Genomic DNA, 11,075 nt, shown 5'->3' with positions numbered 1-11,075 from the left:
GCCGGCCGATATCAGCCGCGAGCGGGCGATCACCGAAATCCGCAAGCTGAAGGCATCGAAGCTGCTCGGAGCCTTCCGCGGCCAGCCGGCGCGCGACGTCGAGGCGATTGCCGACGTGGTCGTCAAGCTCGGCGCCCTGATGCGCTCGGAGCCTCAGATCGTCGAGATCGATATCAATCCGCTCGTTGTCTATGGCGAGGGGGACGGGGCTTTGGCTCTCGACGCGCTATTCGTGGTGCAGTGAGGGCGTAAGCCCTCGCTGAGATTTTGGGGTGTAGCCCCCTCATCCGCCTGCCGGCACCTTCTCCCCGAGGGGAGAAGGAGAATCGCCGCAATGTCTCAGATCCTCCTCTCCCCAGCGGGGAGAGGGTGGCCGAGCGGAGCGGAGGCGGGTGAGGGGGTGGGACGCCCAATATTTGTCAGTCTATCACGAGGGAGGAAACCGTGATGCAGACCCAATCCTATGGTGAATTGAAGCTCTTTGTGGATGGCGAGTGGCTCGGCGCGGAAGGCCGGGTGACGGAAGACGTCATCAATCCGGCCACCGGCGAGCCGATCGGCGCCCTGCCGCATGCAACCACGGCGGATCTTGAGCGAGCCGTGGCAGCCGCCACCCGTGAATTCAAGGCATGGAAGGCCACGACCGCCTTCGATCGCGCCAAGATCATCCGCAAGGCAGCCGATATCCTGCGCGAACGGGCGAACGAAATCGGTCGGCGCATGGTGCTCGACCAGGGCAAGCCGCTCGCCGAGGCGATACCGGAAGTCCATATCTCGGCCGACATTCTCGACTGGACCGCCGACGAAGGCCGGCGCTCCTACGGCCGCATCGTGCCCTCGCGCGTGCCGGGCGTGAAATGGATGGTCACCAAGGAGCCGGTCGGCCCCGTTGCCGGCTTCACGCCCTGGAATTTTCCGGGCGTCATCCCGGCGCGAAAGATCTCGGCGGCGCTTGCGACCGGCTGCACCATGGTCATCAAACCCTCGGAAGAAACGCCCTCGACCGTGCTCGAAATTGCCCGCGCTTTGCAGGATGCGGGCTTGCCGAACGGCGTGCTGAACGTCGTGCACGGCAAGCCGGCGGACGTTTCCGAACACCTGATCGCCGCAGACGGCATCCGCAAGATCACCTTCACCGGCTCGACGGCCGTTGGCCAGCATCTCGCCGTTCTGGCCGCGAAAGCCGGCGTCAAGCGCGCCACGATGGAGCTCGGCGGCCATGCCCCCGTGCTGATCTTCGAGGATGCAGATATCGACCACGCCATCCGCGTCATGGTGCACGCGAAATACCGCAATGCCGGCCAGGTCTGCATCTCACCGACCCGGTTCTACGTGCATGACAGCGTCCACGACAAGTTCGTCGACGGCTTTGCCAAGGCGGCTTCGGCCTTGAAAGTCGGCGACGGTCTCGACCCGTCGAGCCAGATGGGGCCGCTCGCCAACAGCCGCCGTGTGCCGGCGATGGACCGCATGGTCGCCGATGCCGTGCAGCGTGGCGCCACGGTGAAGGTCGGCGGCGAGCGCGGCAGCAATCGCGGCTATTTCTTCCAGCCGACGGTGCTGGCCGACGTGCCGCAGGACGCGATCATCATGAATGACGAGCCTTTCGGTCCGGTCGCCGTCACTGCCCGCTTCACCTCCTTCGACGAGGTGATCGAACAGGCCAACCGGCTGCCCTACGGCCTTGCCTCCTATGCCTTCACCCGGTCCAGCCAGACCGCGGCGATGGTCAGCGACGCGCTCGAGGCCGGCATGGTCGGCATCAACAACAACTTCATCTCGATGGCCGAAACGCCGTTCGGCGGCGTCAAGCAGAGCGGTTACGGCTCCGAAGGCGGCACCGAGGGCATGGACGCCTATCTCGTCACCAAAATGACCAGCCTGTCATAAGGTCCCGGACCTTTTAGGAGAACATGATGACCATTGAAGCAAGCGATCTGGGCGGAGAGAACGTCAAGGTCGAATTCGAAGACGGCATTGCCTGGGTGAAACTGAACCGCCCGGACAAGCGCAACGCCATGAGCGTCGGTCTTGCCGAAGACATGATCCGGGTGCTCGACGCGCTTGAAATCGATGACCGCGCCGGTGTGATCATCCTCACCGGCGAGGGCGATGCCTTCTCAGCCGGCATGGACCTGAAGGACTTCTTCCGCGCCACCGATGGTGTGTCGGACGTCAAGCGCATGCGCGCCTACCGCTCCACCCGTGCATGGCAATGGCGCCTGCTGATGCACTACGCCAAGCCGACCATCGCCATGGTCAACGGCTGGTGTTTTGGCGGCGCATTTACGCCGCTGATCTGCTGCGACCTGGCGATCGCCTCCGAAGATGCGGTGTTCGGCCTTTCGGAAATCAACTGGGGCGTCATCCCCGGCGGCGTCGTCTCCAAGGCGATCTCGACTCTGATGAACGACCGCAAGGCGATGTATTACGTCATGACCGGCGAAAAATTCGGCGGCAAGATGGCCGAACAGCTCGGCCTGGTGAACGAGGCGGTGCCGGCCGACAAGCTTCGCGAACGCACCGTCGAGATCGCCCGCGTGCTCCTGGAAAAGAACCCGACCGTGCTCCGCCAGGCCCGCATGGCCTACAAGTATGTGCGCGAGATGACCTGGGAGGAGTCGGCCGAATACCTGACCGCCAAGGCCGACCAGACGACGTTCGTCGATCCTGAAAAGGGCCGAGAAAAGGGGCTGTCGCAGTTTCTTGACACGAAGACCTATCGCCCGGGGCATGGGGCGTATACGCGCGAGGAGTGAGGGAGTCTGTGCTTCAGAGCGCATGAAGCTGATAGAGGCATGGGGCGATGCGGCAAGGCGATCTCCCCCCTTGAGGGGGAGATGCCCGGCAGGGCAGAGGGGGGTGCCGCGGCACGCTCTTCTGCAGTTGAGTTCACGGCGCCACCCCCCTCTGTCACCTCCGGTGACATCTCCCCCTCAAGGGGGGAGATTCGGGAGTTTGCCGCGCCGCGTCACTTCATCTAATCGCGAGACCCAGTCATGGACCTGAACTATTCGGACGAGCAGCTTCTGTTGAAGGAAAGCGCCGAGCGGTTCCTGAAGGATCGCTACGACTTCGAGAAGCGCAACAAGATCATCGCCTCGGAGACCGGCTTCGATGCCGGCATCTGGTCCGAGATGGCCGATCTCGGCTGGCTGGCGCTGCCGTTTGCCGAAGAGAACGGCGGTCTCGGCGGCAGCGCGGTGGAAATCTCGCTGATCATGGAAGCGATTGGCCGGGCGCTGGTGGTGGAACCCTATCTCGCGTCGGTCATTCTCGCTGGCGGGCTGGTCGAAAAGCTTGGCAGTGCGGATCAAAAAGCCAAAATCCTCGGCGGCCTGATCGCCGGCACATCGCGCCCGGCGCTGGCGCATACGGAGCGCCAGACCGGCTTCAACCTCGGCAATATTGCCGCAGCCGCCATGAAGAGTGCGGATGGCTACACCATCTCCGGTGAGAAGCCGCTGGTTCCCGGCGGCCCCTTCGCGGATATCTTTCTGGTCTCGGCCAAGCTTGACGGGTCAGTAAAATTATTCGTCGTGCCTGCGGATGCTGCCGGCCTAACCTCGACCCAAGTGAAACTCGTCGATGGCAGCCGCGCCAGCGATCTTGTCCTCGACAACGTCTCCGTGCCCGCTTCGGCGCTGCTCGATGCCGCGGCAGATACGCTCTGCGAAATCGAGGCGGCCCATGACCGCGCCAATGCGGCGCTCGCCTCGGAAGCGGTCGGCATCATGGATGCGCTGATCGACGCGACCGTTGCCTATACCAAGGAGCGCGTGCAGTTCGGCAAGCCGCTCGCCGCCTTCCAAGCCCTGCAGCACCGAATGGCCGAGATGGCGGTGAAATGCCAGGAGGCCCGCGGTTCCGCATTGCTCGCCACGCTTTCCGTCGACGCACCGCGCGCAATGCGCATCCGCGGCGTTTCCGGTGCCCGTGCGAAAATCGGCAAGGTCTCCCGCTCTGTCGCACAGGAGGCGATCCAGCTGCATGGCGCCATGGGCTTTTCGGAAGAGATGCCGATCGGCGCCTGGTTCCGCCGGCTCTACGCGATCGAAAACACGTTTGGCACCACCGCGGACCACCTGAAGCGCTATGGCGAGATCATCCGCGATCCCGCTATGCTCTCCGGCAGCCTGCTGCGCGAACCCGCCTAAGGAGATGTCCATGGATCTGTTGATGACGGAAGAAGAGGTTCGATTCCGCGATGAGGTTCGGACATTCCTCGACGCCCATCTGGACGAGGAACTCAAGCGCGCCGAGCGGCTGAATCCCAGCTTCCTCGCCGACCCCGCCATCGGTCTCAAATGGCAGGCGAAGCTCAACGACAAGGGCTGGGTCGCCCCGTCCTGGCCGAAGCAATATGGCGGCACCGGCTGGACGCTCGCCGAGCGCTACATTTTCGACCAGGAATGCGAACGGGCCGGCGAGCCGCATTTCCGCGGCGCCTCAATCAAGATGATCGCCCCGGTGATCATGCGCTACGGCAACGAGGCGCAGAAAAGCTTCTACCTGCCGCGCATCCTGAACGGCGAGGATGTCTGGGCGCAGGGTTATTCCGAGCCGGGCTCCGGCTCCGACCTCGCCTCGCTGAAGACCAGGGCGGTCCTCGAAGGCGACCACTATGTCGTCAACGGCTCGAAGATCTGGTCGACGCTGGCGCATCACGCCACGCGGATGTTCGCGCTGGTACGCACCGCCGACACGGGCAAGAAACAGGAAGGCATCACCTTCATCCTGATAGACCTGAAATCGCCGGGCGTCACCATCCGGCCGATCCGCTCGATCTGCGGCACGCATGAATTCAACCAAGTCTTCTTCGATGACGTGAAAGTGCCGGTTTCCGACCGCATCAGCGAGGAAGGCGAGGGCTGGGACATCGCAAAATACCTGCTCGAATTCGAGCGGGGCGGCGCCTTCGCGGGCGGAGTCTTGCGGGCCATGCTGACGCGCCTGCACCGGCTCGCTTCCGAGCCACTGCCGGACGGGCGAACGATGATCGACGATCCGCTGTTCATGGCGCGCTTCGCCGAGATTGCCACGGATGTCGATGCCAACGACATGCTGGAGCTTTCGGCCATGTCCAAGGTCCAGGCGGGCGGTAATCCGGGGTCGGTGCCATCCTCGACGATGAAGATCGAGCGCAGCCGCATCCGCCAGTCGATCGCCGAACTCGCGGCCTCGATCCTCGGTCCGGATGCGCTGCGCTTTGAAGAACACCGGCCACTGCACGAACTGCCGGAGGAAAGTGAGATCGCCGAAGAGCGCAAGGTTGCCTCCGCCGTCTATTTCAATTCCCGCTCCCAGAGCATTTTCGGCGGCAGCAACGAGATTCAGCTGGAGATCATCGCAAAGACGCTGCTGAGATGAGCGGCTTCTGAAACCATATCCCATTCAGCGCGTTACCGGCCAAACCCATCAACCCGGAGAACGCCCGTTGGATATCATCCGCATTCTGCTCGCCTTCATCCTGCCGCCGCTCGGCGTGTTCCTCCAGGTGGGCCTCGGCCTGCATTTCTGGCTGAACATCCTGCTCACCCTCTGCGGCTGGCTGCCCGGCATCGCGCATGCGTTGTGGGTGATCCTCCGCAAATAGCGGGATCGAGCGTGTATCGACGAGGATGAGGGCTAAAGCCTCTAAGCGGCGATATCGGCGATTTCGCCTGTCTGCCAGAGGATACGCGGATCGGACATGTCGCCGCTTTCCATATCGACCTGAACGGAATACGCCGCGACGCCGACGAAGCGGTCAGCCATGGCGCGGGCGATCTTCTCGGCCGAAGCAGCATTCGAAGCCACGCGCATCTCGCCAGGCGTCACGTTGCCCCGCACTTTCTTGAACGGCAGCACGATGAATTTTTCTGACCTGGACATGGCGGTTCCTTCTTCGGCGCCACTCTGTCGATATGCGCGCCGTGAAGTCAACAGCGCCTGCCGGAAATAGCCCATACCCCAAGTTGACACAGGTTTGCGGCACCGGAATAGTTGCTCGGTTTCAACGGGTCCAGGTTATGAATATTCGCTTTTTCCAGCCCGCCGACGCAGATGAACTCGCTTCCCTCTTTGAGGAGATGCAGGCCTATTACGGTGTCTTCTGCCCGCCGCGCCAGGCCATCCTGACCGGGATTCTCAACCGTCCTCCGCAGACCGAGTTCCTGGTTGCCGGGACTGACCGCATCATCGCCGCTGCGGCCTTCGCCGCCATCTATCCCGGACCCGGCCTGCAGCCCGGGTTTTTCCTCAAGGAGCTTTATGTCGCCGGGTCCGAGCGCGGCCGCGATATCGGGACCGCGCTGATGAAGCGGCTGGCAGGGCTGGCAGTCGAGCGCGGTTTCGGCCGCATCGACTGGACGGCGGCTCGGGCCAATGAGCGGCTGTTGAAATTCTATGACGAACTTGGCGGCGACCGGAAGGAGGACCGGATTTTCTACCGGCTCGAAGGCGAGAAGCTGAAGGCGCTGGCCGGCCTGGAATAGCTATCCCTTATGGCCCTGATATTGCGGCAGATCGTCGGTGATCTCGTACCAGGGCGCTTTCGAACCGACGAAGATATGGTGCGTCGGCCGGATTGTCGGGGCATCGACCAGCGTGCCCATCGCCACATGCACCCAGGCCGCCTCCCGCACCCGCGAATAGAGAAGCGAACCGCAGGTCTTGCAATGGGCGTCATGAGTATCGGCATCCCCGAAGATCAGCAGACCGTCTTCACCCTTTACCATCGCAAACTTCTGCCGTTCGATGCCGGCGAAGGGCTTGAAGGCAGAGCCGGTGGTGCGGCGGCAATCCGAACAATGGCAATTGGCCGCATAAACGAAGGCATCGTCCACTTCGTAGGCGACTGCGCCGCAAAAACATTTGCCGTTTAACCTCGTCATCGCATGATCCCGCCCAGATACCCGTTGATAGGCGCACTCCCGGCGCCGTCGATGCAGCCGCGGCCGCCATGGCAGATTACGTGGAGTGGCTGCGGAATAAAGGCTTATCACCGAAAGTTGAAGGGAGGCACGCGGAGCGGAGTCGCCCTGCATCGGCGCTGTGTTACAGTTTTAACCAATCGATAACGCAGTGATTGGATTGCCAATGCTTACAACACTCGCGATGCTCATCAGCCTTTCCGCCGCTGCAACCGCTCCGATGATCGCGCAGCAAAAGGGAGGCGAAGTCGATGTGGAGCTGGTTCTCGCGGTCGATACGTCCCGCTCCATGGATTACGAGGAAGTCGGCGTCCAGCGCGAGGGTTATGTCGAAGCGCTCAAGCACAAGGAATTCATCGAGGCGGTAAAGACCGGACTGAACGGCCGCATCGCTGTGAGCTATTTCGAATGGGCCGGCGACGTCGTACCGGAATCGGTCATCGACTGGACGATCATCGAAAACGAGCAGGACGCGATCAATTTCGCCGCCAAGCTCGAAGCCCGGCCGATCGTTACCCAGCGCCGCACCTCGATCTCTGCTGCGATCGCCCAAGGGGCAACGATGATCGTCGCCAATTCCTATCGCGGTGCTCGACAAGTGATCGACATTTCCGGCGACGGGCCGAACAATTCCGGCAATCCCGTCGTCCCGGCCCGCAACAAGGCCATGGAAGCCGGCATCATCATCAACGGGCTGGCGATCATGCTGCGGCCCTCGGGCGCACCCGGCGGGCTCGACAAATATTACGGCGACTGCGTCATCGGCGGACCCGGCTCCTTCGTGCTGCCGGTTCACAAGATCGAAGATTTTGCCGTCGCGGTGCGCCGCAAGCTGGTCCTGGAGATCAGCGGGCTCATGCCGCCCGCAATCGTGCAGAAAGCCGCCAGCAACCAGCCTTCCAGCGACTGTCTGGTCGGCGAGAAGCAATGGCAGGATCTGTTCGACCGCTGAGCGCATTTATTGCGCCTCGACACCATCCCGTGTCGCGGGGGGCGCATAGACAGCCAAAGGTATCCAATTCGCTGGACTACTCCGGTACCGCCGAAATGTAGCGTCTCGCGATCATCCAGCACGCCAGTGCCCAGGTCGCGCCGGCGCACCAGCCGCCGAGGACGTCGGTCGGGTAATGGACGCCGAGATAGACGCGGCTGAAACCGATGATGAACGTCAGGAAGATCGCCGCACCGATCAGGAAGATGCGCGTCGAGCGGTAAGGCTGGGCGCGCGACAGCAGCGCTCCGAGCGTCAGGTAGGTGACGGCCGACAGCATTGCATGGCCGCTTGGAAAACTGAGGTCGCTGACTTCGACCAGATGCGGCACGATATCCGGCCGCGGACGCGCCACGCCGAGCTTCAGCAAGGAACTCAAAAGCCAGCCGCCGGCGATCGACAGGAACATGAAGAGAGCGATCGCCCTTTGCCGCGACAGGATGAGGAAGACGGTTCCCATCACCGTCATCAGGGTCAGCACCGTGACGCCGCCGAGCGCGGTGATATCCCCCATCGCGTGATTGAGCCAATAGGGGCCGAGTGGCGTCGCAAGATCCGTGGCGTCGCGCAAGGCGAGCAGGATCTTTTCGTCGAAGGCATGCGTTTCGCCCTCCAGCACCTCGTCGGTCAACCTGAAGAAGACGAAAAGCCCGCCTGCCAGAAAGGCGACCATCATCAGGCCGATCGGCTCGAAAGCCATGACCCTTTCGACCACTTTTCGTGTCACGCGCTGATGGAATGCCATCCAAGCTCCTTGTTCAATTTCAGTTCACGGCCGACTATACGATCCGATACCGGGCCTCGATCGATCCGTAGAGTCGGAAGGCGAAAAGTCCGATTGCCGCCAGCCTGGTTCGTATCGACAGCGAAGGCGGGCATAGATGAAGAACCCGCCGACAATGAGGAAAATAGCGCCCCGCGCCAGCAGTCCAGCGTGCAGATGCCATTGAGGACGTCCGGCGCAGGAATCCGCCTTCGAGATAGCGAAGTTATCAGCCGTTGATGCCCTTCACCGCCTGGGCGCAACCGGCGCAAGTCGCGGTTCCGGAAATGCCGGTGCGCAAGGTCATCTCACGCTTGGAACAATTCGGTGACAAATCGTGTGCGGCCGCGTTGGATCATTCTTCCGCCACATGCGTTCTCCAACGCTGCCTGACCCGCTTGCATGAGTCTCAACAAGGGCGGCTGAAGAATTACAAGGAGTACAGGGATGAAGAAGATTGTTGCCGTGGCGCTCGCCGCTCTGCCGGTCGTAACCAGCGCCGGAGCCGCCTTTTCCGCCGATTTGATCACCCGCCGGGACCGCGTTCCGGTTTATGAAGAGCCGGATCAGCGCGGCGGGGTACGCATCGGCTATCTCGATTGCTCGATCGGCGGCGGCGTCGGTTACGTGCTCGGCTCCGCCAAGGAAGCCGACTGCGTCTTTACAACGGCAATCGGCAGCGAACCCCTCGACCGCTATACCGGCACAGTGCGCAAGATGGGAGTCGATCTCGGCTTCACCACACGCTCGCGGCTGATCTGGGCGGTCTTTGCCCCGACCGCCGGTTATCACCACGGTTCGCTCGGCGGCCTTTACCAGGGCGCCACCGCCGAGGCCACCGTCGGTGCCGGCATCGGCGCCAACCTCCTCGGCGGCGGCACCGCCGGCTCCAGCCAGCTGCAGCCGGGGAGCGTCACGGGCCAGCTCGGCCGCAACGTCGCCGCCCCCGGCACCTCGGTGACGCTGACGCCGGCGGGCTGAGGTTTTAAAAGCGCATTCCCTTCCCCGGAAACGGGGGAGGGGCTAAAATGAGGTAGAGCATTTCGCGAGCATGAGTTCTCTCCGGCCTCTTGCTCCACGCCGTTCACATTCATACCTTAAAGAAACGGTATGGTTAGCCTTTGCAGACCCTTGCGGGGTTCCGGACCGCGTATTGCCTCATCAGGATTTGCATCATGGATCTCGAGAAAAGTTTACGGTCGGTCGTGGCCGTGCGTGCTTCAATCCCGGACAACGCCTTTACGGCCAACACTCTCGGCACCCGCCGGGAAGGTAGCGGCGTGGTGATCCGCGAAAACGGGCTGGTCCTGACGATCGGTTACCTGATCACCGAAGCCGAAGACGTCTGGCTGACGCGCCAGGACGGCCGCGTCGTGCCGGCCCATGCGCTCGCCTACGATCAGGAAAGCGGCTTCGGCCTGGTGCAGGCCATGGCCCCGCTCGATCTGCCGGCGCTCCAGATCGGCGATTCCGCCACAGCAACGCTCGGCGATCCCGTTGTCTTCGCCGATGGGGAGGGAGAATATGTGCGCGGCAATATCGTCGCCAAGCAGGAATTCGCCGGATATTGGGAATATCTTCTGGACGAGGCGATCTTCATCGCGCCCGCCCATCCGTCCTGGGGCGGCGCGGCGCTGATCGATACGGAAGGCAAGCTGCTCGGCGTCGGATCGCTGCGCCTACAGATGAGCAAGGGCGGAGAGATCGCCGACATCAACATGGTCGTCCCGATCAACCTCCTGAAGCCGATCCTCGACGATCTCCTCAATCGCGGCGAGTTCAACCGCCCGCCACGCCCCTGGCTCGGCGCCATGTCGGCGGAAAGCAACGGCGAAGTGGTGGTCATGAGCGTCACCGAAAACGGACCGGCAGCCCAGGCGGGCCTGAAGCGGGGCGACGTGATTTCGGAGATCCGCGACGGTGAGGTCGACGGGCTTGCGGATTTCTACCGCAAGATCTGGGACAGCGGGCCTCCGGGTGCCGAAATCCCGATGCGCATCCTGCGCGATGGACGGGAGGCCTGGCTCAGGGTGAAGTCGGCGGACCGGAACGATTTCTTGCGGAAGCCGCAGCTGCAGTGACCTCTTCTCCCCAGCTTGAGAGAGAGAGAAGAGATTGATGCCGCTACCGTACCACGATCGCCCGGAAATCGTTGACATTGGTCCCGGTCGGCCCGGTATTGAACACGTCGCCAATCGCCGAAAACCCTGAAAAACTGTCGTTCCGGTCGAGTAACTTGCGGCCATCCAAGCCGCCAGCCCGCAATCGCCTCGCCGTCGTGCCGTCGACAAAAGCGCCGGCATTGGTTTCCGATCCGTCGATACCGTCCGTGTCGGCGGCCAGCGCGGTGATCTCGTGCCCGTCGATCGCCAGTGCCAAGGCCAGCGCGAATTCGCCGTTGCGGCCG

At 62.7% G+C, this 11,075-nt stretch carries 14 protein-coding genes; 10 read left to right on the top strand and 4 right to left on the bottom strand.

Annotated features, from left to right (window positions below; translation table 11 throughout):
- The 6 genes from MOV61_RS24570 to MOV61_RS24545 all read left to right on the top strand — a co-directional run.
- The coding region (locus MOV61_RS24570) for an acetate--CoA ligase family protein (protein WP_247138469.1) at nucleotides 1-244 on the top strand (244 nt) is incomplete at its 5' end.
- 203 nt (nucleotides 245-447) lie between these two features.
- Nucleotides 448-1,890: an NAD-dependent succinate-semialdehyde dehydrogenase gene (locus MOV61_RS24565; RefSeq protein ID WP_247138468.1), complete on the top strand. Its 1,443-nt coding sequence runs from the start codon at nucleotides 448-450 to the stop codon at nucleotides 1,888-1,890.
- 26 nt (nucleotides 1,891-1,916) lie between these two features.
- On the top strand, nucleotides 1,917-2,759 hold the full coding sequence (locus MOV61_RS24560) for a p-hydroxycinnamoyl CoA hydratase/lyase (protein WP_247138470.1): 843 nt from the start codon (nucleotides 1,917-1,919) through the stop codon (nucleotides 2,757-2,759).
- A gap of 240 nt (nucleotides 2,760-2,999) precedes the next feature.
- On the top strand, nucleotides 3,000-4,157 hold the full coding sequence (locus MOV61_RS24555; RefSeq protein ID WP_247138467.1) for an acyl-CoA dehydrogenase family protein: 1,158 nt from the start codon (nucleotides 3,000-3,002) through the stop codon (nucleotides 4,155-4,157).
- A gap of 10 nt (nucleotides 4,158-4,167) precedes the next feature.
- Nucleotides 4,168-5,370, top strand: coding sequence for an acyl-CoA dehydrogenase family protein (locus MOV61_RS24550; RefSeq protein WP_247138466.1), 1,203 nt, complete (start codon nucleotides 4,168-4,170; stop codon nucleotides 5,368-5,370).
- A gap of 67 nt (nucleotides 5,371-5,437) precedes the next feature.
- Entirely contained in the window at nucleotides 5,438-5,596 is a 159-nt protein-coding gene (locus tag MOV61_RS24545; protein ID WP_247034582.1) for a YqaE/Pmp3 family membrane protein, read from the top strand.
- Nucleotides 5,597-5,637: 41 nt separating this feature from the next.
- Here the strand turns inward: MOV61_RS24545 and MOV61_RS24540 are convergent, their stop codons facing one another.
- The gene (locus MOV61_RS24540) at nucleotides 5,638-5,874 is read right to left on the bottom strand and encodes a hypothetical protein (protein ID WP_040123933.1); all 237 of its coding nucleotides are present in this window, start codon (nucleotides 5,872-5,874) and stop codon (nucleotides 5,638-5,640) included.
- A 137-nt stretch (nucleotides 5,875-6,011) separates the two neighbouring features.
- On the opposite strand from MOV61_RS24540, the gene MOV61_RS24535 reads away from it, so the two are divergent.
- On the top strand, nucleotides 6,012-6,476 hold the full coding sequence (locus tag MOV61_RS24535) for a GNAT family N-acetyltransferase (RefSeq protein WP_247138465.1): 465 nt from the start codon (nucleotides 6,012-6,014) through the stop codon (nucleotides 6,474-6,476).
- Here the strand turns inward: MOV61_RS24535 and MOV61_RS24530 are convergent, their stop codons facing one another.
- Entirely contained in the window at nucleotides 6,477-6,875 is a 399-nt protein-coding gene (locus tag MOV61_RS24530) for a GFA family protein (protein ID WP_247138464.1), read from the bottom strand.
- 205 nt (nucleotides 6,876-7,080) lie between these two features.
- Between MOV61_RS24530 and MOV61_RS24525 the strand changes: the two genes are divergently transcribed.
- On the top strand, nucleotides 7,081-7,866 hold the full coding sequence (locus MOV61_RS24525; RefSeq protein ID WP_247138463.1) for a DUF1194 domain-containing protein: 786 nt from the start codon (nucleotides 7,081-7,083) through the stop codon (nucleotides 7,864-7,866).
- A gap of 76 nt (nucleotides 7,867-7,942) precedes the next feature.
- On the opposite strand, the gene MOV61_RS24520 is transcribed toward MOV61_RS24525, so the two are convergent.
- Complete coding sequence (locus MOV61_RS24520; protein ID WP_247138462.1) at nucleotides 7,943-8,650, bottom strand: phosphatase PAP2 family protein; 708 nt, start codon at nucleotides 8,648-8,650, stop codon at nucleotides 7,943-7,945.
- Between the two features lie 465 nt (nucleotides 8,651-9,115).
- Between MOV61_RS24520 and MOV61_RS24515 the strand changes: the two genes are divergently transcribed.
- Together MOV61_RS24515 and MOV61_RS24510 are read left to right on the top strand one after the other, a co-directional pair.
- On the top strand, nucleotides 9,116-9,649 hold the full coding sequence (locus MOV61_RS24515; RefSeq protein ID WP_247138461.1) for a DUF992 domain-containing protein: 534 nt from the start codon (nucleotides 9,116-9,118) through the stop codon (nucleotides 9,647-9,649).
- A 194-nt stretch (nucleotides 9,650-9,843) separates the two neighbouring features.
- Complete coding sequence (locus MOV61_RS24510) at nucleotides 9,844-10,749, top strand: S1C family serine protease (RefSeq protein WP_040123927.1); 906 nt, start codon at nucleotides 9,844-9,846, stop codon at nucleotides 10,747-10,749.
- Between the two features lie 43 nt (nucleotides 10,750-10,792).
- Here the strand turns inward: MOV61_RS24510 and MOV61_RS24505 are convergent.
- The coding region (locus tag MOV61_RS24505) for an MOFRL family protein (RefSeq protein ID WP_309493853.1) at nucleotides 10,793-11,075 on the bottom strand (283 nt) is incomplete at its 5' end.

Source organism: Neorhizobium sp. BETTINA12A, from assembly GCF_023006485.1.
Taxonomy (GTDB): domain Bacteria; phylum Pseudomonadota; class Alphaproteobacteria; order Rhizobiales; family Rhizobiaceae; genus Neorhizobium.
Note: the sequence above shows the minus strand (reverse complement) of the source record. Positions and strands in the feature narration are given on the sequence as shown.